Origin of the sequence: Oerskovia sp. NPDC060338, from assembly GCF_042726295.1 — a bacterium.
In the GTDB taxonomy this organism is placed as follows: Bacteria; Actinomycetota; Actinomycetes; order Actinomycetales; family Cellulomonadaceae; genus Oerskovia; species Oerskovia merdavium.
In genome coordinates this window covers 116,496-140,815 of the sequence record NZ_JBHXCQ010000011.1, presented here as the reverse complement: position 1 = coordinate 140,815, position 24,320 = coordinate 116,496, and the positions used below count along the sequence as shown (strand labels likewise).

The following is a 24,320-nucleotide window of genomic DNA, read 5'->3' as shown; positions in this document are numbered from 1 at the left end:
CGTCCAGCGGGGCGCGGGGGGTGTTCTCCCACTACGATGAGGGACGTGAGTGACGACAACGCGCAGCCCGATGCCACGGCACCGCTCGACCTGCCCCCCCTGATCCAGCCCGAACCGAGCGCCGTGGCCGAGGCCGCGCCCGCGCCGTCGGGCGCCCGTCCTGCTCGTCGAGCGGTCGTCGCCGAGGACGAGGCCCTGATCCGCATGGACGTCGTCGAGACGCTCCGCGAGGCAGGCTTCGACGTCGTCGGGGAGGCGGGTGACGGTGAGACCGCGGTCAAGCTGGCGCTCGAGCTCAAGCCGGACGTCGTCGTCATGGACGTCAAGATGCCCGAGCTGGACGGCATCTCTGCCGCCGAGCGGATCGGCAAGGCCCACGTCGCGCCCGTCGTCCTGCTGACCGCGTTCTCCCAGACGGAGCTCGTCGAGCGCGCTCGCGACGCCGGCGCCATGGCGTACGTCGTCAAGCCGTTCAGCCCCGCGGACCTGCTCCCGGCGGTGGAGATCGCGATCTCCCGCTACTCGCAGATCAGCGCCCTCGAGTCCGAGGTCGCGGACCTTGCCGAGCGCTTCGAGACCCGCAAGCGCGTCGACCGCGCCAAGGGCCTGCTCATGACCAAGATGGGCCTGTCGGAGCCTGAGTCGTTCCGTTGGATCCAGAAGACCTCGATGGACCGTCGCCTCACCATGCGCGAGGTCGCCGACGCCGTGATCGAGCAGGTCGGCGGCGCCTGATCCGGCGTGCTCATCGCCCGGTACCGGCCTGTGAACTGCCCCTTTGTTCGGGACGCTCAACAAGGCTATCGTCATGGACAGGTGTCCAGTTCGACGGACCGGACACTCACGAAGCATCAGTCGATCGATGACCGGGGGCGCTCGTCGGTGGCAGGTAGCTCGTCTGCCACCGGGGTGCTCCGAGGTCGGAGGATCCTATGAGGAGGTTCCACGTGCGTGCAGCAGTTGTGGTCAGGCCTGCGGTCGGCGACGACCTTCCTGGCGTCGCCGTGCTGTGTGCCGAGGCGCGCCGTGAGTCCGCCGCGGGCCCCCAGGTCTGCCTCTCGGACGAGTCCAAGCTCGTCCGCCAGCTGAGCGTCCTCCTCACGGTCCCCGGCGGATCGATCCTCGTGGCCTTCCAGGACGACGTACCCGTCGGATTCCTCCTGGCCCGCGCCCTCGAGCCGCACATCTTCAACGACGAGCCGAGCCTCTACATCGAGGCCCTCTACGTCTCGCAGGACGCGCGCCGACGCGGGGTCGGGCACGCCCTGCTCACCGCGACCGCCGAGCTCGCGGCCCAGACCGGTGCGGTCGACGTCTTCTCCGTGCCCATCCCGGGCTCGCGCGGTGTCCAGCGCTTCCTCGCTCGGCTCGGGTTCGCGCCGGCCGCCGGCCACCGAGTGGTCTCCACGTCGGTGCTCCAGCGTCGCCTCGCGGCGGACTCGGGCACCTCGCGTCGCGGTACCCGCGGCCTCGAGGACCTCATCGCCCGCCGTCGCAAGGCCCGGACCGAGGGACAGACCGGCCCGGTCGACCTGCGCGCCTTCCAGGAGGACCTCCGTGAGTCGACGGTGCCGCTCGTGAGCGAGCCTGCGGCCCGCTGACACCGACTTCCCGACGAGAGGCCCGGCACGAAGGACGACCTTCGCGCCGGGCCCTTCTCGTCGCCCGTGGTCAGCGGCCGTCGAGCACCATGCACGTGAGGCGGGCCGTGCAGACGCGCCGGGACTCGTCGTCGACCACGACGATCTCGTAGCTCGCGGTCGTCCGGCCCCGGTGCAGCGCCGTCGCGACGCCGTGCACCGTTCCCGAGCGCACCCCGCGGTGGTGCGTGGCGTTGATCTCGATGCCCACGGCCGCGCGCCCCTCGCCCGCGTGGATCTGCGCCGCGATCGACCCGAGGGTCTCGGCGAGGACGACCGAGGCCCCACCGTGCAGAAGTCCTGCGGGTTGGGTGTTGCCGGCGACGGGCATGCTGCCCGTGACCCGGTCGGGGGCGACCTCGACGAGCGTGATGCCCATGCGCTCGATGAGGGTGCCCACGGTGCTGGCCCGCAGCGCCGCGAGTGCCGCGTCGTCGGGGGAGGTGGTCGGGCTCTCGGCTCCGTGCGTGTCATTCATAGCGGATAGGTTTGCACTCGTGACCACCACTTCGCGACCTCGCCTCCTGCTGATCGACGGACACTCGATGGCCTACCGGGCGTACTTCGCCCTGCCGGTCGAGAAGTTCTCGACGACCACCGGCCAGTCGACGAACGCCGTCTACGGGTTCGTCTCGATGCTGACGAACCTGCTGCGCGACGAGAAGCCGACGCACGTCGCGGTCGCGTTCGACGCGGGCCGTGCGTCGTTCCGCACCGAGGTCCTGCCGACCTACAAGGGCACGCGCGACGCGAGCCCCGAGCCGTTCAAGGGCCAGGTCCCGCTCATCAAGGACATCCTCGCGACGCTCAACATCCCGGTCCTGCAGAAGGAGAACTACGAGGCGGACGACATCTTCGCGACCCTCGCCACCCAGGCTGCCGCTGCCGGCATGGAGGTCCTGGTCTGCTCGGGGGACCGCGACTCGTTCCAGCTCGTCGGCGAGGACGTGACGGTGCTCTACCCCAAGGTCGGCGTCTCGACCCTGGCGCGCATGACCCCGGACGCGGTCCTCGAGAAGTACGGCGTGCCGCCCGAGCGCTACCCGGACCTCGCGGCCCTGGTGGGGGAGACGAGCGACAACCTGCCGGGTATCCCGGGCGTGGGCCCCAAGACGGCCGCCAAGTGGATCAACGCCTACGACGGTCTCGACGGCGTGCTCGAGTCGGCGGACAAGATCACGGGCAAGGCGGGCGAGAACCTGCGGGCCAACCTGGACCAGGTGCGGCTCAACCGTCAGCTCAACGCCCTGCTGACGGACATGGAGCTCCCGCTGGGTCCCGACGACCTGCTGGTCCAGCCGTGGGACCGCGAGGCCATGCACCGCGTGTTCGACGCCCTGGAGTTCACCGCGCTGCGCGAGCGCCTGTTCGCGCTCGCCCCCGAGGGTGAGGAGGACGTCGAGGAGGGCTTCGACGTCTCGCTCGCCACGCTCGGGCAGGGCGAGCTCGGCGGCTGGCTCACGGCCCGCAAGGAGCGCCCCGTGGGCCTCGTGGTCGCGGGCAAGGCCGCTCCGGTGGGCGGGGACGCGTGGTCGCTGGCCGTCGCGGACGACGGCGCCGCGGCGGTCGCGGTGGACCTCGCCGACGTCGCGGTCGTCGACGAGCAGGCGCTCTCGGCGTGGCTCGCGGACGCCGACGCGCCAAAGGTCGTGCACGGGGCCAAGGCCACCTGGCACGAGCTCGCGGCACGTGGGTTCGACCTGCAGGGCGTGGTCTTCGACACCGAGCTCGCGGCCTACCTGTGCCACCCGGACCAACGCGGCTACGACCTGGGTGACCTCGCGATCCGTCACCTCAAGCGCGAGCTGCGTGTCGAGGCGGTCGACGACGAGCCCCAGGGAGCGCTCGACCTCTCGCTCGACGGCTCGGGCGAGGACAAGCGGGACGCCGTGCGTGCAGCAGGGGTCCTGGACCTCTCGGAGGTCCTGGTGGGCGAGCTGCGGGACCGCGGCGCGGACCACCTGCTCAAGGACCTCGAGCTGCCGCTCGTCGACGTGCTCGCCCGCATGGAGTCGCGCGGCATCGCCGCGGACGTCGAGTACCTCACCGAGCTCGAGAAGCACTTCAGCGAGCTCGTCGCGACGGCCGCGACCGAGGCCTACGACGTGATCGGGCGCGAGGTGAACCTGGGCTCTCCCAAGCAGCTCCAGGAGGTCCTGTTCGACCAGCTGGGCATGCCCAAGACCAAGAAGATCAAGACGGGGTACACCACGGACGCCGCGGCGCTCGCGGACCTGTTCGCCAAGACGGGCCACCCGTTCCTCGAGCACCTGCTCGCGCACCGCGACGCCACGCGCCTGCGCCAGACGGTCGAGGGGCTGCTCAAGTCGGTCGCTCCGGACGGGCGCATCCACACGACGTTCCAGCAGACGATCGCGGCGACCGGACGGCTCAGCTCGACCGACCCGAACCTGCAGAACATCCCCATCCGTACCGAGGCCGGGCGCCGGATCCGCCGGGCGTTCGTCGTCGGCGAGGGCTACGAGACCCTGCTGACCGCCGACTACAGCCAGATCGAGATGCGCATCATGGCGCACCTGTCGGGCGACGAGGGCCTCATCGAGGCGTTCCGGTCGGGCGAGGACCTGCACAGCTACGTGGGCTCGCGCGTGTTCGACGTGCCGACCGACCAGGTCACCCCCGCCATGCGCTCCAAGATCAAGGCCATGTCCTACGGCCTGGCCTACGGGCTGTCCTCGTTCGGCCTCTCGCAGCAGCTCAACATCTCGGTGGGCGAGGCCGCGGGCCTCATGGAGGACTACTTCAAGCGCTTCGGTGGCGTGCGCGACTACCTCACGGGAGTCGTCGACGAGGCCCGGGTCACGGGCTACACCGCGACCATCCTGGGCCGCCGCCGCTACCTGCCGGACCTCACGAGCGACAACCGCCAGCGCCGCGACATGGCCGAGCGCATGGCGCTCAACGCCCCCATCCAGGGCAGCGCCGCAGACATCATCAAGGTCGCGATGCTGGGCGTCCAGCGGGCGATCGACGAGCAGGACCTGCGCTCGCGCCTGCTGCTCCAGGTCCACGACGAGCTCGTGGTCGAGGTCGCACCGGGGGAGCGAGACGTCGTCGAGGAGCTCCTGCGCCGAGAGATGGGCGTCGCGGCCGACCTCTCGGTCCCGCTCGACGTCTCGGTGGGTGCCGGTCGCACCTGGCACGACGCGGGGCACTGAGGATCGGTCGGCCGCCGGGAGGGCGAGGCGCCCACCCCGCGGCCGACCGTGACGCGCGACGACGATCAGGACCGCGTGAAGCGCGAGCCGCCGTACTTCTTGTGGACCGCCTGACGGCTGACCCCCAGGATCGTCGCGATAGCAGCCCACGAGATCCCACGCGTCCTCGCACGGCGCACGACGAGGGCCTCCCGCCGGTCGGCCTCGTCCCGGAGGTCGCGGAGCGCGGCGAGCGCGCGCAGCGGGTCGTCGTCGTCGGCCGCACGGACGAGCATCGTCATGTCGGGCTCCTTCATCGGATCCTCCGGTAGCGGGTCTCCCCGGGTCCAGGTGGCGAGCAGTCGCCACGCTGTCAACATAAGTTGACGTTCGCCGCGGCGTCAACCCTGGTTGACAGAGTCGCCACGACGGCCGCCGGTGGATCAGCCTGCGCGGCGGGTCCGGAAGATCGCCGTGCCGGGCAGGTACGCACCCCGCACGGGCCCCCAGCCGCCCCAGACCTCCTGGTTGGCGGCCGGCCACTCGGGCTCCACGACGTCCTCGACGAGGAGGCCGGCGGCGACGACCTCGCGGACGTGGTCCCCGAACGTGCGGTGGTACTCGGCATAGGCGACGCGACCGGCGGTGTCGGTCTCGACGTAGGGGCGGCGGTCGAAGTAGGAACGGTTCGCCGTCAGGCCGTGCTCGCTCGGGTCGTCGGGGAAGGCCCAGCGCAGCGGATGGGTCACCGAGAAGACCCACGAACCCCCGGGGCGCAGGACGCGAGCGACCTCGCGATGGATCGCTCCGGCGTCGGGCACGAACGGGATGGCGCCGAACGACGTGAAGGCGACGTCGAAGCTCGTGTCGGCGAACGGCAGCCGCCGTGCGTCCGCCTGGACCAGCGGCACCGGGACCCCGGTCGAGGCGTTGAGCGCCGCACCCCTGCCGAGCATGCCGCCCGACACGTCGGTCGCGACGACCTCGACGCCGCGCGCGGCGAGCCAGCGCGAGCACTGCGCGGCGCCCGCGCCGACCTCGAGCACGCGTCGCCCCGCCAGGTCTCCCAGCAGGTGCGCGTCGGCCTCGCGGAGCCCCTCGGGGCACCAGCAGAAGTCGACCGCGCCCAGGAAGTCCCCGTGCTCGTCGAGGTACTCCTCGGCGTTGGCGTCCCACCAGGTGCGACCTGCTGCACCGCCCTGCTCCGCCGGCACGTCCCGGTACCCGACCGACCCGATCGTCTCATCCGTCATGCATCTATCGTCTCGCGACGAGGGGCGTTCGTCAGCATCTGCCCAGGTGGTCGATAGGGTGGGGGCTGGTCGGTCGAGCGATGGCGCTGGTCCGCCTTCCGACGATCACTCATCACGAGACGAGGTTCGAGTTGCGCATCGGTCTGCTCACAGGTGGCGGGGACTGCCCCGGTTTGAACGCGGCCATCAGGGCTGTCGTCAAGCAGGGGATGGGCGAGTACGGACACACGATCATCGGGTTCCGGAACGGGTGGAAGGGCGTCGTCGACGGCGACATCATCCCGCTCGGGCGCCAGGACATCCGCAACGTCCTCCCGGTCGGCGGGACCCTGCTGGGGACGGCACGCTTCCACCCGCACGCCTCCGACGGCGGGATCGACGCGGTCCTGGCCACGGTCGAGGCCGAGCGCCTCGACGCGATGATCTGCATCGGTGGTGACGGCACGCTGCACGCGGCGAGCAAGGTCGCGGACGCCGGCGTGAACATCGTCGCGATCCCCAAGACGATCGACAACGACGTGGAGGGCACCGACCTGTCGATCGGGTTCCACACGGCCGTCAACATCGCGACCGAGGCGATCGACCGCGTCCACACGACCGCGGAGAGCCACAACCGTGTCATGGTGGTCGAGGTCATGGGCCGGCACGCGGGCTGGATCGCGGTGAACGCGGGCATCGCCGGCGGTGCGGAGGTCGTGCTCGCCCCCGAGGACCCGTTCGACATGGACGCCATCGAGAAGTTCCTGCGTCACCGCCACCGTGCGCACGCCAACTTCTCGATCGTGGTCGTCGCCGAGGGCGCCGTGCCGCGCGAGGGCAGCAGCATGAACTTCACGCAGGAGCTCGGCAAGTACGGCGAGATCATCGCGGGGTCGATCGGCGAGCGCGTCTCGGCGGAGATCGCCCGGCGCACGGGGTTCGACACCCGCCTGACGGTCCTCGGGCACGTCCAGCGCGGCGGAGAGCCCACGCCGACGGACCGCATCCTCGGCAGCCGATTCGGCGTGGCCGCGGTCGACGCCGTCTCGCGCGGCGAGTCGAAGGTCATGACCGCGCTGCGCGGCGAGAGCGTCGTCCTGGTGCCTCTCGACGAGATCGCCGGCAAGGTCAAGCACGTCCCCGCGGAGCTGCTGCGGGTCGCGCACGCGCTGTCCTGACCGGCGCACGCGCACCGCACGACGGCCGTCCGGGGGACCACGGGCGGCCGTCGCACGTCGTCGGGCGGGTGATCGCCGAGGCTCGGGGGTGAACGCGGGGGCCTCCCTTTGACCCCCGCGCCATTCCGTCGATAAGATGTCTGACGGTGCAGTGCGCCTACCGCCCTACCTTCTGCCTGAGACGTGACGCCGATCGATCCGTGTCCGTCGTGGCAGGACCGTTCCGTGCTCGGAGCGGAGGTCACCGGTGGTGACCACCACAGCAGCATCCCTATCCGAACTACTTCCTGTCCGCATCGGAGCATCGAACTCAATGACCATCTCCACCCCCGCGAAGTCCGCACCTCAGGTTGCCATCAACGACATCGGCACCGAAGAGGACTTCCTTGCCGCCATCGACGCCACCATCAAGTACTTCAATGACGGTGACATTGTCGAAGGCACGATCGTCAAGGTCGACCGCGACGAGGTTCTCCTCGACATCGGCTACAAGACCGAGGGCGTCATCCCCTCCCGCGAGCTGTCCATCAAGCACGACGTGGACCCCGGGGACGTCGTCAAGGTCGGTGACGCAGTCGAGGCCCTCGTCCTCCAGAAGGAGGACAAGGAAGGTCGCCTGATCCTCTCCAAGAAGCGCGCTCAGTACGAGCGTGCCTGGGGCACGATCGAGAAGATCAAGGAAGAGGACGGCGTCGTCACCGGCACCGTCATCGAGGTCGTCAAGGGCGGCCTCATCCTCGACATCGGCCTGCGCGGCTTCCTGCCCGCGTCGCTGGTGGAGATGCGTCGCGTCCGCGACCTCCAGCCGTACGTCGGCAAGGAGATCGAGGCGAAGATCATCGAGCTCGACAAGAACCGCAACAACGTCGTCCTGTCGCGTCGTGCGTGGCTCGAGCAGACGCAGTCCGAGGTTCGCTCGACCTTCCTGCAGACGCTGCAGAAGGGCCAGGTCCGCCCCGGTGTCGTCTCCTCGATCGTCAACTTCGGTGCGTTCGTGGACCTCGGCGGCGTCGACGGTCTGGTGCACGTCTCCGAGCTGTCCTGGAAGCACATCGACCACCCCTCCGAGGTCGTCGAGGTGGGCCAGGAGGTCACGGTCGAGGTCCTGGACGTCGACTTCGACCGCGAGCGCGTCTCCCTGTCGCTGAAGGCGACGCAGGAGGACCCGTGGCAGACCTTCGCTCGTACGCACGCCATCGGTCAGGTCGTGCCGGGCAAGGTCACGAAGCTCGTCCCGTTCGGTGCGTTCGTTCGCGTCGAGGACGGCATCGAGGGCCTCGTGCACATCTCCGAGCTGGCTGTCCGCCACGTCGAGCTGCCCGAGCAGGTCGTCAACGTCGGTGACGAGGTCTTCGTCAAGGTCATCGACATCGACCTCGAGCGTCGCCGCATCTCGTTGTCGCTCAAGCAGGCCAACGAGGGCGTGGACCCGGAGTCGGACGACTTCGACCCCGCGCTGTACGGCATGGCTGCCGAGTACGACGAGCAGGGGAACTACAAGTACCCCGAGGGCTTCGACCCCGAGACCAACGAGTGGCTCGAGGGCTTCGAGGCTCAGCGCGAGACGTGGGAGTCGCAGTACGCGAAGGCTCACGAGCGCTGGGAGGCTCACCGCAAGCAGGTCGCCGAGGCTCTCAAGGCCGACGACGAGGCCGTCACCTCGGGCGAGTCCACCAGCTCGGCCGCGACCTACTCCTCGACCCCGGTCCAGGACGAGGCTGCCGGCACGCTGGCCTCGGACGAGGCGCTCGCCGCTCTGCGCGAGAAGCTCACGGGTAACTGATCTCCTCCTGGCCTCACGGCCAGGGTGATCTCCTGACAGGACCCGCCACCTTCGGGTGGCGGGTCCTGTCGTGTCTGGGGAAGGTTCGGCGTGCCCCGCTCGCCTAGGGTGTGACGATGCCGTGGAGCACCGAGAGCACCAGGACCGTGTACGAAAACCGGTGGATCAGGGTCCGGGAGGACCAGGTCGTCCGGCCTGACGGGGAGCCAGGGATCTACGGCGTGGTCGAGATGCGATGGCCGTCGGTCTTCGTCGTGGCTCTCACCGACGCCGACGAGGTCGTGCTCGTGACACAGCACCGGTACGCGACCGGGTCCGTCTCGACCGAGGTGCCGGCGGGAGCGACCGACGGTGAGGATCCTCTGGTCGCTGCCCGGCGGGAGCTCCTCGAGGAGACCGGTCTTCGCGCCCGGGAGTGGGTGCACGTCGGCAGCATGGATGCCCTCAACGGGGTGGCGAACGCCCCCGAGCACGTCTTCGTGGCCCGAGGGCTGACGGGTTTCCCGCCGGTGGCGGACGACCGAGGCGCCGACGCAGGAGCCGGCGACCGGGACGGACGTGTCCCCTCGGCCGCACAGGCCGAGGAGGGGATCTCCCGTGTCGAGGCCCTGCCTTTCGCTCAGGTCCTGGGGATGGTCGCCGACGGGAGGATCCGCGACGGCGAGACCATCGCGGCGCTCGCGCTGGCAGGGTTGTGGCTCGGCCGGTTCGCGTGAGCACCCGGGCGTTGCGCCCGACCGCACGTCAGGCGACCACGCCCTCCACGTGCGCGGAGACCACGAGACCGTCCGGACGGGTGGTCCCGGTCGCGCCGTCGTGCGCGGCCCCGTCGCCGTCCGTCGCGAACTGCGTCCGGTACAGCTCCGCGTAGAGCCCGCCGTGCGCCAGGAGCTCGGCGTGGGTCCCGGTGCTCACGACGCGTCCCTGGTCGAGCACGACGATCATGTCCGCCTGGCGGACCGTCGAGAGCCGGTGCGCGATCACGAGCGAGGTGCGTCCCTGGAGCGCCGCGTCCAGGGCGAGCTGGACGGCGGCCTCGGACTCGGAGTCGAGGTGCGCGGTCGCCTCGTCGAGGACGACGAGCGAGGGTGCCTTGAGGAACAGCCGGGCGATGGCCAGGCGCTGACGCTCGCCACCCGAGAGACGGTAGCCGCGGTCCCCGACCACGGTCTCGAGGCCTGCGGGGAGCGACTCGACGAGGTCGGCGACGTGCGCCTGCCGCAGGGCGGTCCACAGCTCGGCGTCCGTGGCCGCGGGCTTCGCGTAGCGGAGGTTTCCGGTGATGGTGTCGTGGAACAGGTGCGCCTCCTGGGAGACGACCCCCACGGTGTCCTGGAGCGACCGCTGCGTCACGTCGCGCAGGTCGCGGCCTGCGATGCGCACGGAGCCACCCGTCGGGTCGTACATGCGCGTGACGAGCTGCGAGATCGTGGTCTTGCCCGCTCCCGAGGGGCCGACGATCGCGACCATGGCGCCCGCGGGCACGGCGAACGAGACGTCGGTGAGCGTGTCGGTCGTCGGGTCGGAGGACTCGGTCGCCACGGCCTCGAGCGACGCGAGCGAGACGTCCGCGGCGCCCGGGTAGCAGAAGGTGACGTGCTCGAGGGCGAGCGTCGCGCCGTGGTGAGCGACGTCGTCGGACAGGTCGCCGGCGTCCGGTGCGTCCGTGACGGACGGCTCGAGGTCGAGGACCTCGAGCACCCGCTCGAAGCTGACGAGCGCGGTCATGACGTCCACCTGGACGTTGGACAGCGCGGTGAGCGGGCCGTACAGGCGAGCGAGGTAGGCGGTCAGCGCCACGACCACGCCGACCGTGAGCGTCCCGCGGATGGCCATGAGGCCGCCGAGCCCGTAGACGATCGCGACGGCGACCGAGGCGACCGTCGTCAGTGCGACCCGGAAGGCCGTCGCGTACATGGCGGAGGTGATGCCGATGTCGCGCACGCGTCCGGCCTGCTCGGCGTAGGTCGCGGACTCCTGCGCGGGGCGCCCGAAGATCTTCACCAGGTGGGCGCCCGCGACGTTGAAGCGTTCGTTCATCATCTGCGCGGCGTCGGCGTTGAGGGCGTAGCTCTCGCGCGTGATGCCCGCGAGCCGGCGGCCGACCCAGCGTGCGGGCAGCACGAACACGGGCAGGAGCGCGAGCGCGATGAGGGTGAGCTCCCACGACATGGAGAGCATCGCCGCGAGCACGAACACCACGGTCAGCAGGTTGGAGAAGACGTTGGACAGCGTCGAGGTGAAGGCCTGCTGGGCTCCGAGGACGTCCCCGTTGAGCCGCTGGACGAGGGCGCCGGTGCGGGTGCGGCTGAAGAACGCGAGCGGCATGCGCTGGACGTGGTCGAACACCGCGGTCCGTAGGTCGAAGATGAGGCCTTCGCCCACGCGTGCCGAGTACCAGCGCTCACCGACGCTCAGGACCCCCGAGACCAGGGCGAGGAGTGCGACGACGAGGGCGATCCGCACGACCACGTCGACCCGGCCCGCCGTGATGCCGTCGTCGATGAGGGCCTTGAAGAGGAGCGGGGTCACGGCGCCGGCCGCGGCGTTGAGCGCGATGAGCACGAGGAACACGGCGAGCTGCGCCTTGTAGGGGCGCGCGAAGCCGAGGATCCGCCGGACGGTCCCGCGGTGCAGTCGTTGCTTGGTGATCGAGGAGTCCTGGCGGAAGGTGCGCATGCCGGAGCCGCCGCCGAAGGGAGAGGGGAAGGACACGTGGCCTCCAGAGGGTCGGAGGGGAGCGGCGGAGGAGGGGCCTCGACGCCGGTAGTGAGCCTACCTCACCATGAGTTGGTTCACAATATCCTGTCCGGCGGCTAGTCTCGTGCCTGTGACGACAGACTTCGACGCCGAGAACGCCGAGTTCCTCACCCTCCTGCACGCCGCGATGCGCAGCGTGCGCCGTGAGGCGGGGGAGCGGCTGGGGCGCGCCCGGACGACCCCGGGACAGTTCCGCATGCTGCGCGCGCTCGCGCACAGCGACGGTCCCCAGCGCCCCAGCGCCCTCGCGGGCATGCTCGACGTCGCTCCCCGCTCCGTGACGTCCAAGGTCGACGACGCCGAGGAGGCCGGCCTCGTGCGCCGCCTGCCCGACCCGACCGACCGCCGTGCCACGCTCGTCGAGCTCACCGAGGCCGGGCGCGAGACGCTCGCGCAGGTCGCCGCCGAGCGCGAGACCAGCGCCGGCACCCTCCTGGCCCGCCTCGACGAGGCGGACCGGCACGAGCTCCTGCGTCTGCTGCGCGCGGTGGCCGGGGACCGGGCCGAGGCCCCAGGGCGTGCGCACCGGCCATGACTGGCAGGATGGACCCATGTTTCGCGTAGGCCTGACCGGCGGGATCGCAGCAGGGAAGTCCGTGGCTCTCGACCGCTTCGCCGAGCTCGGGGCGTGCGTCATCGACTCCGACGTGCTCGCGCGCGACGCGGTCGCGCCCGGGACCGTGGGCCTCGCCGAGGTCGTCGAGGCGTTCGGCGAGTCCGTGCTCGCGCCCGACGGCACGCTCGACCGTGCTCGCCTGGGCACCGTCGTCTTCAGCGACGACGAGGCGAGGCGCCGGCTCAACGCGATCGTGCACCCCGAGGTGCGCCGTCTGTCGGCCGAGCGCGAGGCGCTCGTCGCCGCGCGCGACCCGCGCGCCGTCGTCGTGCACGCGATCCCCCTGCTTGTCGAGACCGGGCAGGCCGACTCGTTCCACCTCGTCGCCGTCATCGTGGCCCCCGAGGACGTGCGCGTCCGGCGCCTCGTCGAGTCGCGCGGCATGAGCGAGGACGAGGCGCGCGCGCGCATCGCCGCGCAGGCCACCGACGAGGAACGGCTCGCCGCGGCCGACGTGACGCTCGACGGCAGCGGTGCGCCCGAGGCGCTGCGCGCCGAGGTCGACGCGCTCTGGGAGCGCATCGTCCAGGAGACGGCCGAGGAGCTCGCGTGACCGTCCTGCTCTCGGGCTTCGAGCCGTTCGACGGCGCGACGACCAACCCTTCGTGGCTGGCCGTGAGCGCGCTGCGCGACGCCTGGACCGGTGACGAGCCTCTCGTCGCGGTCGAGCTGCCCTGCACGTTCGACGGGGCGTGGCCCGCGCTCCGGGCAGCGATCGAGCGGCACGAGCCGCGGGTCGTGATCGCGGTCGGGCTCGCGGGCGGAACCGCCGCGGTCCGCCTCGAACGCGTCGCCATCAACGTGATCGACGCGCGGATCCCCGACAACGCGGGCTCCGCTCCGGTGGACGTACCGGTCGTCGCGGACGGGCCGGCGGCCTGGTTCACGGGGCTCCCGCTCAAGCCGAGCCTGGTCGCGGTCCGCGAGGCCGGTGTCCCGGTCGCGGTCTCCAGCACCGCGGGCACGTACGTGTGCAACGCGACGTTCTATGCGCTCATGCAAGGGGTGTCCGGACAGGAGGGGGTGCGTGCGGGGTTCGTCCACGTGCCCGACGTCGAGTCCCTGCCGCTCGCCGCGACCGTCGAGGCCCTGCGGGTCGTCGTCGAGACGGCCTGCGCGGACCTCGACGGGGCGCTCGGAGCGGGCGGCGACGCGGCACGCGTCTCGGCGGGCGCCGAGCACTGACGGCACCGGGCGCCCGTGTCGTCGAGCTCGGGGGCGGACGGGCACGCCACGGGCCCCAGGATGATCCCTGGGGCCCGTGGCGTGTCAGGTGTCCTTCGGAAGTACGGTGCTCAGCTCGTGGCGCGGCGGCGGGCCACCACGACGAGACCCGCGCCGGCGCCCAGGAGCACGACGGAGATCAGGACGACGAGGGCCGTGCGCGCCCCCGTGCTCGCGAGCCCGCGCTCGTCCTCGGCCGAGGGGGAGGGAGTCGAGGACCGGTCGGACGGCGTCGCGGTGCTGTCGGCAGGCGGTGTGGTGGCCGGGGGAGAGGCCTTCTCGGTAGGCGTCGTGGTCTCGTCCGTGGGAGGAGTGCTCTCGCGAGGCGCGGGCTCCTCGGGAACGTCCTTGTCGACCGGCGGGGTGGTCGACGTCGGAGGGACGACGAGAGGCGTGGAGGGCTCGGGGTCGCAACCGAGCGACGTCAGGCCGATCCACGGGTAGTTGTGGTGCTCGAGCCCGCTGCCGCCGTTCCCACCGAACGTCAGGTCGCCGCCGACCCAGAGCCGGCCGTTGGTGCTCGTGCTCTGGACGACCTTGACCGAGGGCTTCGGGGCGAGGATCGATCCGACGGTCTGGCTGTTGCCCGAGAGGGTGAGCGAAGTGGCGTCGGGGAAGTTCCACAGGATCCGGGGCGCCCACGTCCCCAGGGCGGTGAACGTGTCGATCCGCTGGCCGATCGACTCCGCTGCGGTGTGGACCATCGTGAAGTCGACCGTGCTGCCCGAGACGTTGACGACGATCGGGGCCGAGGTGCCGACGTTCGCGAAGACGAGCGTGCCGTTCGTCTTCTTGAGCTCCTGGGCCGTCAGGGAGAAGACCTGCGGGGCGCTGGTCCCGTCGCCCGTGAGCGACGCGAACCCGCCGGTCGTGCCGAGCGAGCCCGTCGCGGTGAGCGCGGCGAGGTCGGCGGAGGCCGCGCTGAGCGTCGAGCCGGTGGCCGTGACGCTCGAGGCAGGGACGGAGCTGTTGGGCTTCCTGATACCGCCGTTGAGCTCCATGTCCCCGCTGATCGCCCCCGTGGCAGTCACGTTGCCGCCCTGGGTGATCCCGTGCCCGACGTCGATGCGTCCGTTCGAGACGGAGACGCCACCGTCCGCGACCAGCATGTCGCTCCCGCCGGGAGGGACGATCTGGGACCCGCCGCCGGCGCGGCCGAAGTTCATCAGGCCACCCGTCGCGATGTCGATGCTCCCTCCCGCGAGGAGCATGCCCTCGGACTCGACGGCGCCCGCGCGGGCCGCGTAGTCGCCCCCGACGAAGACCGCGACGCCCGTGTCGGTGAAGGCGGGGCCACCGGTCGTGATCCCCGGCAGGGTGCTCGCCGGCGTGCACACGGGAGCTGCGACCAGGGGCGAGGCGACCGCGGCCGGAGCGCCGGCGAGACCGATCAGTCCGGTGGTCAGCGCGCCCGTGGCGAGCGCGCTGAGGAGGGAGCGCCGGGGTGTCCGGCGCGTCGTGCTGAGGAATCGATGTCTCCGGGGGTGGGGTCGTGGACACGAAAGTAAGTTCTGTGTACAAATCCATGCCAGATGAATCCATCGACGTCTGTTTTGTCGGGGATCACACGGGATGGCGAGGATTACCGGCACACTAGGGCGCTCCCTCGCGACATGCCAAATCTGTCGCCGGGTGAATGTCGGCCACCCGTGCCGAAGAGCGTGAGAGGGCTGCGGGGCCGAGTGTCGGTGGTTCGCCGTACCGTGGACTCATGCGACCTGTCACCGATCTCCAGCGCACCGTCGCCCCCTTCGAGGTCATCTCCGACTACACGCCCTCGGGCGACCAGCCGACGGCCATCGCGGAACTCTCCGAGCGGTTGCGGGCGGGGGAGAAGGACGTGGTGCTGCTCGGCGCGACCGGGACCGGCAAGTCCGCGACGACGGCCTGGCTGATCGAGGAGCTGCAGCGGCCCACGCTGGTCATGGCACCGAACAAGACGCTGGCCGCCCAGCTGGCGACCGAGTTCCGTGAGCTGCTGCCCAACAACGCGGTCGAGTACTTCGTCTCCTACTACGACTACTACCAGCCCGAGGCGTACATCGCCCAGACGGACACCTACATCGAGAAGGACTCGTCGATCAACGACGAGGTCGAACGCCTGCGGCACTCCGCGACCTCGTCCCTGCTGACGCGCCGCGACGTCGTCGTCGTGGCGTCGGTGTCGTGCATCTACGGTCTGGGCACACCGCAGGAGTACGTCGACCGCATGGTCCGACTCGACGTCGGAGACCAGGTCGAGCGAGACGTGATGCTGCGCCAGTTCGTCACCATGCAGTACACGCGCAACGACATGGCCTTCACGCGTGGCACGTTCCGCGTCCGGGGCGACACGGTCGAGATCATCCCCGTGTACGAGGAGCTCGCGATCCGCATCGAGTTCTTCGGTGACGAGATCGAGGCCATCCATCTGCTGCACCCGCTCACGGGGGAGGTCGTGCGGTCGGAGACGAGCGTCAACCTGTTCCCGGCGACGCACTACGTCGCCGGCCCGGAGCGCATGGAACGGGCGATCACCTCGATCGAGGCCGAGCTCGAGCAGCGGCTGGCCGAGCTCGAGCGGCAGAACAAGCTGCTCGAGGCCCAGCGCCTGCGCATGCGCACCACGTACGACATCGAGATGATGCGCCAGATCGGGTCGTGCTCCGGGATCGAGAACTACTCGCGGCACATCGACGGCCGTGAGGCCGGCACGGCCCCGCACACGCTCCTCGACTACTTCCCCGAGGACTTCCTCCTCGTGATCGACGAGTCGCACGTGACGGTGCCCCAGATCGGGGCCATGTTCGAGGGGGACATGTCGCGCAAGCGCAACCTCGTCGACCACGGGTTCCGTCTGCCGAGCGCCATGGACAACCGGCCGTTGCGCTGGGAGGAGTTCGTCGAGCGGATCGGGCAGACGGTCTACCTGTCGGCGACGCCCGGAAAGTACGAGCTCTCGATGTCGGACGGGGTCGTCGAGCAGATCATCCGTCCCACGGGACTCGTCGACCCGGAGATCGTGGTCAAGCCGACCACAGGCCAGATCGACGACCTGCTCCACGAGATCCGTGAGCGGGTCGAGCGCAACGAGCGTGTCCTGGTCACGACGCTCACCAAGAAGATGTCCGAGGACCTCACGGACTACTTCCTGGAGCGGGACGTACGTGTCCGCTACCTGCACTCGGAGGTGGACACGCTGCGCCGTGTCGAGCTGCTCCGCGAGCTCCGCCTGGGCGAGTACGACGTCCTGGTCGGCATCAACCTGCTCCGCGAGGGGCTGGACCTCCCGGAGGTCTCGCTCGTCGCGATCCTGGACGCCGACAAGGAGGGCTTCCTGCGGTCGGGGACGTCGCTCATCCAGACGATCGGGCGTGCGGCCCGCAACGTCTCGGGCCAGGTGCACATGTACGCGGACAAGATCACCCCGGCCATGGCGCAGGCGATCGAGGAGACCACCCGCCGCCGGGAGAAGCAGGTGGCCTACAACCTGGAGCACGGGGTGGACCCCACCCCGCTGCGCAAGAAGATCGCCGACGTCACGGACATGCTCGCGCGCGAGGACATCGACACTCAGGAGCTTCTCGCGGGTGGCTACCGGCAGCCGGGCAAGGGCAAGGCCCCCGTGCCGGCAGGGGGCAAGGCGGGTGCGGCCACCAACCGGCTCGCCGGGGTCGCCGCGGGCGAGCTCGCCGACCTGATCCAGGAGCTGAGCGACCAGATGCACGGGGCTGCGGCCGAGCTCCAGTTCGAGCTCGCCGCCCGGCTGCGCGACGAGATCTCCGGCCTCAAGAAGGAGCTGCGCCAGATGCACTCGGCGACCGCCTGACCGGTTCCGCGGGCCGTCCCCGGGCGGGGCGGCTCGGGCCGCGGGATGATCGCGAGGTCCGTGACGGTTGTGGAAGGCGTGGGCGACTCGCGGTGGCGATGGCCTATGCTTGCTCGGTTGAAGGGGAGTATTCCCGAACACGGTGATGTCGTCATCACGGTCGACGCAATCGTCGGCCCGGTGTCACCGGTCCAGCACGGCCACCTCTCGCGACCGCCCTCGGGCAGGTCGGTGGCCGGGCGCGGGCGGAAGAGACCTTCGGTACTCAGTGCTACGTACCGGAGGTATGTGTGATGGATGTTCCTGTCTGGATGTGGGTCGCGACGGTCGGCGTGATCGTCGCGATGCTGGCCTTCGACTTCGTGGGTCACGTCCGCACCCCGCACGCCCCGACCCTCAAGGAAGCCTCGTGGTGGTCGGCCGGCTACGTCGGTATCGCGATCCTCTTCGGTGTCGGGATCTGGGCCTACTTCGGCTCGGTCTACGGCGGCGAGTACTTCGCCGGGTACATCACCGAGAAGAGCCTGTCGGTCGACAACCTCTTCGTGTTCGTCCTCATCATGACGAGCTTCCGGGTGCCCAGGCTGTACCAGCAGAAGGTCCTGCTGATCGGCATCACCATTGCCCTGGTCCTGCGCACGATCTTCATCTTCCTGGGCGCCGCGCTCATCGAGAACTTCAGCTGGGTCTTCTACATCTTCGGCGCCTTCCTCATCTACACGGCCTACGCGCAGATCAAGAGCGCGCGGTCGCACGAGGAGGAGGAGTACAAGGAGAACGCGGTCCTGCGCCTCACGCGCCGCCTCTTCCCGACGACGGACGCGTACGTCGAGGACAAGATGTTCACGACGATCTCCGGCAAGCGCTACATCACCCCCATGCTCATCGTGATGATCGCGATCGGCAGCGCCGACCTGCTGTTCGCAGTCGACTCGATCCCCGCGATCTTCGGCCTGACGCAGGAGACCTTCCTGGTCTTCGCGGCCAACGCGTTCTCGCTCCTGGGCCTGCGCCAGCTCTACTTCCTCATCGACGGTCTGCTCGACCGTCTCGTCTACCTCGCGTGGGGTCTGGCGGCGATCCTCGGTTTCATCGGGATCAAGCTCCTCATCCACGCGATGCACACCAACGAGATCCCGTTCATCAACGGCGGTGAGCACATCACCTTCGTGCCGGAGATCTCGACCGCCGTCTCGCTCAGCTTCATCGTGGTGACCCTCGCGATCACGACGGTCGCGAGCCTCGCGAAGGACCGTAGCGACCGTCGTCGCCTGGAGAAGGAAACCTACTGATGCAGCACGAGCTCCCGTTCTGGTTCGAGGCGGCGTCCCTGACGTCCCTCGTCGTCCTCCTGCTCGTCGACCTGGTGATCGTGGGCAGACGCCCGCACGTGCCGTCGATGAAGGAGAGCGGCCTGTGGGTGGCGTTCTACGTCGCCCTGGCACTGGTCTTCGGTGGGCTCGTGGCTCTCGTGGGCGGGAGCGCGCCGGCTGTCGAGTTCTACGCGGGCTGGCTCACGGAGTACAGCCTGTCGGTCGACAACCTCTTCGTGTTCGTCATCATCATGACGAGGTTCGCCGTGCCGCGGGAGCACCAGCAGAAAGTCCTCATGGTGGGGATCATCGTGGCGCTCGTGCTGCGCGGAGCCTTCATCCTGGCGGGCGCCGCGATCATCGCGCAGTTCGTGTGGGTGTTCTACCTGTTCGGCGCGTTCCTGATCTACACCGCGATCAAGCTGGTCGCGGGCGGGGACGAGGCGGAGGAGTACCAGGAGAACCGGCTGATCCGTTCGCTGCGGCGGGTGCTTCCCCTGTCGCAGACGTACGACGGCGGCCGGCTGCGGACCGTGGTGGACGGCAAGAAGCTCTTCACGCCCATGCTCATCGTGTTCCTCGCGATCGGCAGCACGGACCTGCTGTTCGCGTTCGACTCGATCCCCGCGATCTTCGGCCTGACGCAGGACCCGTTCATCGTGTTCACGACGAACGTGTTCGCGCTCATGGGGCTCCGCCAGCTCTACTTCCTGCTGGGTGGGCTGCTCGAGCGCCTGGTCTACCTGCCGATCGGTCTGGCGGTGATCCTGGGCTTCATCGGGGTCAAGCTGATCCTCGAGGCGCTGCACGAGAACACGCTGCCGTTCATCAACGGCGGGCAGCACATCGAGGCCGTCCCCACGGTCCCGATCTGGCTCTCGCTCGTGGTGATCGTGGGGGCGCTGGGAGTCACCACGGTGGCGAGCCTGCTGCGCACGCGCGGCCAGGACAAGGCGGAACCCGTGTCCGACGACGTCGACGTGGCCTCCTGACCCGGCTCACCAGGGCGCACTCGTGGCCCGGTGCACGACGGCCCGCCTCCCCTCGGGGAGGCGGGCCGTCGTGCTGTGCAGGTCCGATGGTGCGGTGATGCGCCGAGCCGCGCCGGCAGATCGATGCTGGGCCGTGCCGGGTCAGATGCGGTCGGACCAGGGGCCGAACACGGGGACCCAGGGGCGGACCGTGCGGCGCGTGATGACGTCCTCCCGGGCGAACGGGTCGGCGTCGAGCGTCGAGGCCACGGCAGCCTCGTCGGTGGCGTCGAGCAGCAGGAGCGCGCCGGCCGGGTTGGCGACGTCCTGTGCGAGGGGCCCGGACGCGAGCAACGTGCCCTCCTCGAGCAGGCCGCTCAGGAAGGCGCGGTGCTCGGGGCGAAAAGCGTCGAGGACGGCAGGCTTGTCGGCGTACGTGTAGGTCACTGCGTAGATCGGCATGCCGCTCATTCAAGCACCTCTGCCGTCCCGGCCTGCCGCCGTCCCGGGACCGGCGCTACCAGCCGCGCTCGCGCCACTCGTCGAGGTGCGGGCGCTCGGTGCCGAGCGTCGTGTCGGCGCCGTGCCCGGCGTAGACCCAGGTCGCGTCGTCGAACCGGTCGAAGAGCTTCTCGGTGACGTCGGCGTAGAGGAGCGCGAAGCGGTCCGGGTCGTTCGACGTGCTCCCGACGCCGCCTGGGAAGAGCGAGTCACCGGTGAACAGGTGCGCGCGGCCGGGGACGGCCTCCGGGGCGCTCGCGTGCTCGGGTTCGCGATAGACGAGAGTGACCGACCCCGGAGTGTGCCCGCGCAAGCCGATGACCTCGATCGTGAGGTGCCCGACGACGAGCGTGTCGCCGTCGTGCAGGGGGCGCGAGATCGTGGCGCCCGTCGTCTCGGTGATGGCGTCCGCGTCGGGGGCTCCCGCCGCGAGCGGTGCGCCGGTGGTCGTGCCGAGCGAGGCGAGCGCGCGCGTGTGGTCGAGGTGCCGGTGCGTCGTGACCACCAGGTCGAGGCGGGCGGACGGTGACCCCTCACGGACGAGCTCGAGCAGGCGGTCCGGCTCGGCCGCAGCGTCGACGAGGAGCTGGGCTCCGCTTCTGCGGCACGTCAGGAGGTAGGCGTTGTTGTCCGACGGCCCGACGGCGAGCTTGCGGACCTCGACCTCGTCCAGGACCCGCAGGTCGCTCGGACCTCCGACCGTGACGTCTCCGGTGTATCCCACGGGATCTCCTCGCTGTGCGCCACGCTCTGCGGCGACCGGCCCGCCGGCGTGACGAGCCTCTCGTGGAGAGTCTGGCACGGCGGGGGTGCGTGCTCGTCTGGCGTCCAGGAGGAGGCGCTCTGCCGGGCGGTCGTGGCGCAGGTCGGGCCCTCGGGCCGTCCACCCGGGGACGAGGTCGAACAAGTGTGCGAATGTCAGGGGCGAGGCATACGATGCTTCGGTGAGCAATCGCCTTGTCATCGCCGGTGCCCGAGAGCACAACCTCCGCAACGTCGACCTCGACCTGCCGCGGGACCAGCTCATCGTCTTCACGGGCCTCTCGGGGTCCGGGAAGTCCTCCCTGGCCTTCGACACGATCTTCGCCGAGGGCCAGCGTCGGTACGTCGAGTCGCTGTCCGCCTACGCCCGTCAGTTCCTCGGGCAGATGGACAAGCCGGACGTCGACTTCATCGAGGGGCTGTCGCCCGCGGTCTCGATCGACCAGAAGTCGACCAACCGCAACCCTCGCTCGACCGTGGGGACCATCACCGAGGTCTACGACTACCTCCGCCTGCTGTTCGCCCGTGCAGGGACCCAGCACTGCCCGGTCTGCGGCGAGAAGGTCCAGGCGCAGACGCCGCAGCAGATCGTCGACCGTCTCCTCGAGCTGCCGGAGGGCACCCGCTACCAGGTCCTCGCGCCCGTCGTGCGCGGACGCAAGGGCGAGTACAGCGAGCTCTTCAAGGAGCTGCAGTCCAAGGGGTTCGCGCGCGCCCGCGTCGACGGCGAGGTCGTCCAGCTCACGGACCCGCCCGCGCTCGAGAAGAAGCTCAAGCACGACATCGAGGTCGTGATCGACCGCCTCGTCTCGCGCGACGGCGTCCAGCGCCGCCTCACGGACTCGGTCGAGACCGCGCTCGGCCTCGCGGGCGGGCTCGTCGTCGTCGAGCTCGTCGACGCTGACGCCGACGACCCGCAGCGCGAACGCCGGTTCTCCGAGAAGCGGGCGTGCCCCAACGACCACGAGCTCACGCTCGACGAGATCGAGCCGCGCACCTTCTCGTTCAACGCGCCCTACGGCGCCTGCCCCGAGTGCACGGGCATCGGCTTCCGCCTCGAGGTGGACCCGGACCTCGTGATCCCGGACGACGAGAAGTCGCTCGCGGAGGGCGCGGTCGCCCCCTGGGCCCAGATCTCCTCCGAGTACTTCAACCGCGTGCTGACCGCCCTCGCCTCGGACCTGGGCTTCTCCATGGACGTGCCCTGGCGCGCGCTGCCCCAGCGGGCGCAGCAGGCCGTCCTCTACGGCCAGAACCACGAGGTGCACGTCCGCTACAAGAACCGCTGGGGCCGGGAGCGCCAGTACTCGACGGGCTTCGAGGGCGTCGTGACCTTCCTCGAGCGCCGTCACGGCGAGACCGAGTCGGAGTGGTCCAAGGAGAAGTACGAGGCGTACATGCGTGAGACGCCGTGCCCGGTCTGCCAGGGCACGCGTCTCAAGCCCGAGGTCCTCGCGGTCAAGGTCGGCGACAAGTCGATCGCCGAGGTCTGCCGTCTGCCGCTGCGCGAGGCCGCGGCCTTCCTCGGCTCGCTCGAGCTCGGCACGCGCCAGAAGGCCATCGCGACCGAGGTGCTCAAGGAGATCGACGCCCGCCTGGGGTTCCTGCTCGACGTCGGCCTCGACTACCTCTCGCTCGAGCGCCCGGCGGGGACCCTCTCGGGCGGCGAGGCGCAGCGCATCCGGCTCGCGACGCAGATCGGCTCGGGGCTCGTCGGCGTCCTGTACGTCCTCGACGAGCCGAGCATCGGTCTGCACCAGCGAGACAACCGGCGGCTCATCGACACGCTCACCCGCCTGCGCGACCTGGGCAACACGCTCATCGTCGTCGAGCACGACGAGGACACCATCCGTGCCGCCGACTGGATCGTGGACATCGGCCCCGGTGCCGGCGAGCACGGCGGGCGCGTGATCCACTCGGGCGACTACGCAGGTCTCCTCGAGGCCCCCGAGTCCGTCACGGGCGCCTACCTCGCCGGACGCCGCAGCATCCCGCTGCCCGCGACGCGCCGACCCGTGGACAAGAGCCGTCAGGTCACGGTCATCGGCGCGCGCGAGCACAACCTCGAGGGCATCGACGTGAGCTTCCCGCTCGGCACGCTGACGGCGGTCACGGGCGTCTCGGGCTCGGGCAAGTCGACGCTCGTCAACTCGATCCTCTACACCGTGCTCGCGAACGAGCTCAACGGGGCGCGGCAGGTCGCCGGCAGGCACCGGCGCATCACGGGGCTCGAGAACCTCGACAAGGTGGTCCACGTCGATCAGGGCCCCATCGGCCGCACGCCCCGGTCCAACCCGGCGACGTACACCGGGGTCTGGGACCACGTCCGCAAGCTCTTCGCGGAGACCAGCGAGGCCAAGGTGCGGGGATACACCCCGGGCCGGTTCTCGTTCAACGTCAAGGGTGGGCGCTGCGAGGCGTGCTCGGGCGACGGGACCATCAAGATCGAGATGAACTTCCTGCCGGACGTGTACGTCCCGTGCGAGGTCTGCCACGGTGCGCGCTACAACCGCGAGACGCTCGAGGTGCACTTCAAGGGCAAGACCGTCGCCGACGTGCTCGACATGCCCATCGAGGAGGCGTCGGAGTTCTTCGCCGCGGTGCCCACGATCTCGCGGCACCTCAAGACGCTCTCCGAGGTCGGCCTGGGATACGTCCGCCTGGGGCAGCCCGCGCCCACGCTCTCGGGCGGCGAGGCGCAGCGCGTCAAGCTGGCCAGCGAGCTGCAGAAGCGATCGACGGGCCGCACCATCTACGTCCTGGACGAGCCCACGACGGGTCTGCACTTCGAGGACATCCGCAAGCTCCTCGCGGTGCTCCAGTCGCTCGTGGACAAGGGCAACTCGGTGCTCGTGATCGAGCACAACCTGGACGTCATCAAGAACGCCGACTGGGTCATCGACATGGGACCCGAGGGTGGATCGGGCGGCGGCCGGGTCATCGCCGAGGGAACGCCCGAGCAGGTGGCGGCCGTCGCCGCGAGCCACACGGGCAGGTTCCTCGCCGAGGTGCTTCCCGGTGACCCGATCCCGGTCGCACCGCTGCCCAAGAAGGCTCCGGCAGCCAAGGCACCCGCGGCCAAGGCGACCCGGAAGACCCCGGTCCGCAAGGCCACGGCAGCGGCCTCCAAGTCGTCGGCGACCGTGAAGTCGTCGGTGGGCACGTCCGCCGACGACGCGCGCGAGAGCGCCTGACGGGCGTCGTCGGGCTCACGTGGCCGAGCCGCTCGGCCTTCCCAGCTGACCAGCCTCGGGGGGGGGGGCCCGCGCCCCCCGGGGGGGGGCACCGAAGTACCGGGCAAGGTAGTCACCGCGGCCGACCGCGCGGACGACGTCCAGCCCGGCGGCCCCGGCGCCGCGCACGCGGCCGGAAAG

At 70.3% G+C, this 24,320-nt stretch carries 20 protein-coding genes; 13 read left to right on the top strand and 7 right to left on the bottom strand.

Going from position 1 to position 24,320, the window contains the following annotated elements; genetic code table 11:
• Nucleotides 1-36 precede the first annotated feature (36 nt).
• Both ACFWGN_RS14725 and ACFWGN_RS14720 read left to right on the top strand, forming a co-directional pair.
• A complete protein-coding gene (locus tag ACFWGN_RS14725; protein ID WP_377617758.1) occupies nucleotides 37-735 on the top strand; it encodes an ANTAR domain-containing response regulator in 699 nt (232 codons plus the stop codon).
• Between the two features lie 212 nt (nucleotides 736-947).
• Entirely contained in the window at nucleotides 948-1,601 is a 654-nt protein-coding gene (locus tag ACFWGN_RS14720) for a GNAT family N-acetyltransferase (RefSeq protein WP_377617756.1), read from the top strand.
• Between the two features lie 70 nt (nucleotides 1,602-1,671).
• On the opposite strand, the gene ACFWGN_RS14715 is transcribed toward ACFWGN_RS14720, so the two are convergent.
• Nucleotides 1,672-2,118, bottom strand: a complete 447-nt coding sequence (locus ACFWGN_RS14715) for a hotdog fold thioesterase (protein ID WP_377617755.1) — start codon at nucleotides 2,116-2,118, stop codon at nucleotides 1,672-1,674.
• A gap of 67 nt (nucleotides 2,119-2,185) precedes the next feature.
• Between ACFWGN_RS14715 and polA the strand changes: the two genes are divergently transcribed.
• The gene (gene polA, locus ACFWGN_RS14710; RefSeq protein ID WP_377617902.1) at nucleotides 2,186-4,819 is read left to right on the top strand and encodes a DNA polymerase I; all 2,634 of its coding nucleotides are present in this window, start codon (nucleotides 2,186-2,188) and stop codon (nucleotides 4,817-4,819) included.
• A gap of 65 nt (nucleotides 4,820-4,884) precedes the next feature.
• On the opposite strand, the gene ACFWGN_RS14705 is transcribed toward polA, so the two are convergent.
• Nucleotides 4,885-5,100, bottom strand: coding sequence for a helix-turn-helix domain-containing protein (locus ACFWGN_RS14705; RefSeq protein ID WP_377617753.1), 216 nt, complete (start codon nucleotides 5,098-5,100; stop codon nucleotides 4,885-4,887).
• 141 nt (nucleotides 5,101-5,241) lie between these two features.
• On the bottom strand, nucleotides 5,242-6,051 hold the full coding sequence (locus ACFWGN_RS14700) for a class I SAM-dependent methyltransferase (RefSeq protein ID WP_377617751.1): 810 nt from the start codon (nucleotides 6,049-6,051) through the stop codon (nucleotides 5,242-5,244).
• A 131-nt stretch (nucleotides 6,052-6,182) separates the two neighbouring features.
• Between ACFWGN_RS14700 and ACFWGN_RS14695 the strand changes: the two genes are divergently transcribed.
• The 3 genes from ACFWGN_RS14695 to ACFWGN_RS14685 all read left to right on the top strand — a co-directional run bounded on the left by ACFWGN_RS14695 (nucleotide 6,183) and on the right by ACFWGN_RS14685 (nucleotide 9,707).
• Nucleotides 6,183-7,208, top strand: a complete 1,026-nt coding sequence (locus ACFWGN_RS14695; RefSeq protein WP_056761933.1) for a 6-phosphofructokinase — start codon at nucleotides 6,183-6,185, stop codon at nucleotides 7,206-7,208.
• Between the two features lie 313 nt (nucleotides 7,209-7,521).
• Entirely contained in the window at nucleotides 7,522-8,991 is a 1,470-nt protein-coding gene (rpsA, locus tag ACFWGN_RS14690; RefSeq protein ID WP_056651541.1) for a 30S ribosomal protein S1, read from the top strand.
• A 116-nt stretch (nucleotides 8,992-9,107) separates the two neighbouring features.
• Nucleotides 9,108-9,707: an NUDIX domain-containing protein gene (locus ACFWGN_RS14685; RefSeq protein WP_377617749.1), complete on the top strand. Its 600-nt coding sequence runs from the start codon at nucleotides 9,108-9,110 to the stop codon at nucleotides 9,705-9,707.
• 28 nt (nucleotides 9,708-9,735) lie between these two features.
• Here ACFWGN_RS14685 and ACFWGN_RS14680 read toward each other — a convergent pair whose 3' ends face one another.
• Entirely contained in the window at nucleotides 9,736-11,670 is a 1,935-nt protein-coding gene (locus ACFWGN_RS14680) for an ABC transporter ATP-binding protein (protein ID WP_377617900.1), read from the bottom strand.
• A 151-nt stretch (nucleotides 11,671-11,821) separates the two neighbouring features.
• Between ACFWGN_RS14680 and ACFWGN_RS14675 the strand changes: the two genes are divergently transcribed.
• Genes ACFWGN_RS14675 through ACFWGN_RS14665 form a run of 3 tightly spaced genes read left to right on the top strand, consistent with a single transcriptional unit; the run spans nucleotide 11,822 to nucleotide 13,552 of the window.
• The gene (locus ACFWGN_RS14675; RefSeq protein ID WP_191805757.1) at nucleotides 11,822-12,286 is read left to right on the top strand and encodes a MarR family winged helix-turn-helix transcriptional regulator; all 465 of its coding nucleotides are present in this window, start codon (nucleotides 11,822-11,824) and stop codon (nucleotides 12,284-12,286) included.
• A gap of 16 nt (nucleotides 12,287-12,302) precedes the next feature.
• On the top strand, nucleotides 12,303-12,920 hold the full coding sequence (coaE, locus tag ACFWGN_RS14670; protein ID WP_377617747.1) for a dephospho-CoA kinase: 618 nt from the start codon (nucleotides 12,303-12,305) through the stop codon (nucleotides 12,918-12,920).
• On the top strand, nucleotides 12,917-13,552 hold the full coding sequence (locus tag ACFWGN_RS14665; protein WP_377617745.1) for a pyroglutamyl-peptidase I: 636 nt from the start codon (nucleotides 12,917-12,919) through the stop codon (nucleotides 13,550-13,552). The genes coaE and ACFWGN_RS14665 overlap by 4 nt, the downstream gene beginning before the upstream one ends.
• Nucleotides 13,553-13,662: 110 nt before the next feature.
• Here ACFWGN_RS14665 and ACFWGN_RS14660 read toward each other — a convergent pair whose 3' ends face one another.
• Complete coding sequence (locus ACFWGN_RS14660; RefSeq protein ID WP_377617743.1) at nucleotides 13,663-14,928, bottom strand: choice-of-anchor A family protein; 1,266 nt, start codon at nucleotides 14,926-14,928, stop codon at nucleotides 13,663-13,665.
• Between the two features lie 374 nt (nucleotides 14,929-15,302).
• On the opposite strand from ACFWGN_RS14660, the gene uvrB reads away from it, so the two are divergent.
• The 3 genes from uvrB to ACFWGN_RS14645 all read left to right on the top strand — a co-directional run bounded on the left by uvrB (nucleotide 15,303) and on the right by ACFWGN_RS14645 (nucleotide 19,704).
• The gene (gene uvrB / locus ACFWGN_RS14655) at nucleotides 15,303-17,399 is read left to right on the top strand and encodes an excinuclease ABC subunit UvrB (RefSeq protein ID WP_191805761.1); all 2,097 of its coding nucleotides are present in this window, start codon (nucleotides 15,303-15,305) and stop codon (nucleotides 17,397-17,399) included.
• A gap of 293 nt (nucleotides 17,400-17,692) precedes the next feature.
• Complete coding sequence (locus ACFWGN_RS14650; protein WP_377617741.1) at nucleotides 17,693-18,691, top strand: TerC family protein; 999 nt, start codon at nucleotides 17,693-17,695, stop codon at nucleotides 18,689-18,691.
• Nucleotides 18,691-19,704: a TerC family protein gene (locus ACFWGN_RS14645; protein ID WP_377617740.1), complete on the top strand. Its 1,014-nt coding sequence runs from the start codon at nucleotides 18,691-18,693 to the stop codon at nucleotides 19,702-19,704. Before ACFWGN_RS14650 ends, ACFWGN_RS14645 begins: the two co-directional genes overlap by 1 nt.
• 141 nt (nucleotides 19,705-19,845) lie before the next feature.
• On the opposite strand, the gene ACFWGN_RS14640 is transcribed toward ACFWGN_RS14645, so the two are convergent.
• On the bottom strand, nucleotides 19,846-20,145 hold the full coding sequence (locus ACFWGN_RS14640; RefSeq protein ID WP_377617738.1) for a YciI family protein: 300 nt from the start codon (nucleotides 20,143-20,145) through the stop codon (nucleotides 19,846-19,848).
• A 55-nt stretch (nucleotides 20,146-20,200) separates the two neighbouring features.
• Complete coding sequence (locus tag ACFWGN_RS14635; protein WP_377617737.1) at nucleotides 20,201-20,908, bottom strand: MBL fold metallo-hydrolase; 708 nt, start codon at nucleotides 20,906-20,908, stop codon at nucleotides 20,201-20,203.
• Nucleotides 20,909-21,128: 220 nt separating this feature from the next.
• Between ACFWGN_RS14635 and uvrA the strand changes: the two genes are divergently transcribed.
• Entirely contained in the window at nucleotides 21,129-24,140 is a 3,012-nt protein-coding gene (gene uvrA, locus ACFWGN_RS14630) for an excinuclease ABC subunit UvrA (RefSeq protein ID WP_377617735.1), read from the top strand.
• The last annotated feature ends 180 nt before the right edge of the window (nucleotides 24,141-24,320 follow it).

What these genes read in the sequence shown, in the direction of transcription:
- ACFWGN_RS14650 (WP_377617741.1), top strand. Translation starts at nt 17,693, where the DNA reads ATGGATGTTCCTGTCTGGATGTGGGTCGCGACGGTCGGCGTGATCGTC.
- ACFWGN_RS14705 (WP_377617753.1), bottom strand. Translation starts at nt 5,100, where the DNA reads ATGACGATGCTCGTCCGTGCGGCCGACGACGACGACCCGCTGCGCGCG.
- ACFWGN_RS14640 (WP_377617738.1), bottom strand. Translation starts at nt 20,145, where the DNA reads ATGCCGATCTACGCAGTGACCTACACGTACGCCGACAAGCCTGCCGTC.
- uvrB (WP_191805761.1), top strand. Translation starts at nt 15,303, where the DNA reads ATGCGACCTGTCACCGATCTCCAGCGCACCGTCGCCCCCTTCGAGGTC.
- rpsA (WP_056651541.1), top strand. Translation starts at nt 7,522, where the DNA reads ATGACCATCTCCACCCCCGCGAAGTCCGCACCTCAGGTTGCCATCAAC.
- ACFWGN_RS14680 (WP_377617900.1), bottom strand. Translation starts at nt 11,670, where the DNA reads ATGCGCACCTTCCGCCAGGACTCCTCGATCACCAAGCAACGACTGCAC.
- polA (WP_377617902.1), top strand. Translation starts at nt 2,186, where the DNA reads ATGGCCTACCGGGCGTACTTCGCCCTGCCGGTCGAGAAGTTCTCGACG.
- ACFWGN_RS14725 (WP_377617758.1), top strand. Translation starts at nt 37, where the DNA reads ATGAGGGACGTGAGTGACGACAACGCGCAGCCCGATGCCACGGCACCG.
- ACFWGN_RS14685 (WP_377617749.1), top strand. Translation starts at nt 9,108, where the DNA reads ATGCCGTGGAGCACCGAGAGCACCAGGACCGTGTACGAAAACCGGTGG.
- ACFWGN_RS14700 (WP_377617751.1), bottom strand. Translation starts at nt 6,051, where the DNA reads ATGACGGATGAGACGATCGGGTCGGTCGGGTACCGGGACGTGCCGGCG.
- ACFWGN_RS14645 (WP_377617740.1), top strand. Translation starts at nt 18,691, where the DNA reads ATGCAGCACGAGCTCCCGTTCTGGTTCGAGGCGGCGTCCCTGACGTCC.
- ACFWGN_RS14715 (WP_377617755.1), bottom strand. Translation starts at nt 2,118, where the DNA reads ATGAATGACACGCACGGAGCCGAGAGCCCGACCACCTCCCCCGACGAC.
- coaE (WP_377617747.1), top strand. Translation starts at nt 12,303, where the DNA reads ATGTTTCGCGTAGGCCTGACCGGCGGGATCGCAGCAGGGAAGTCCGTG.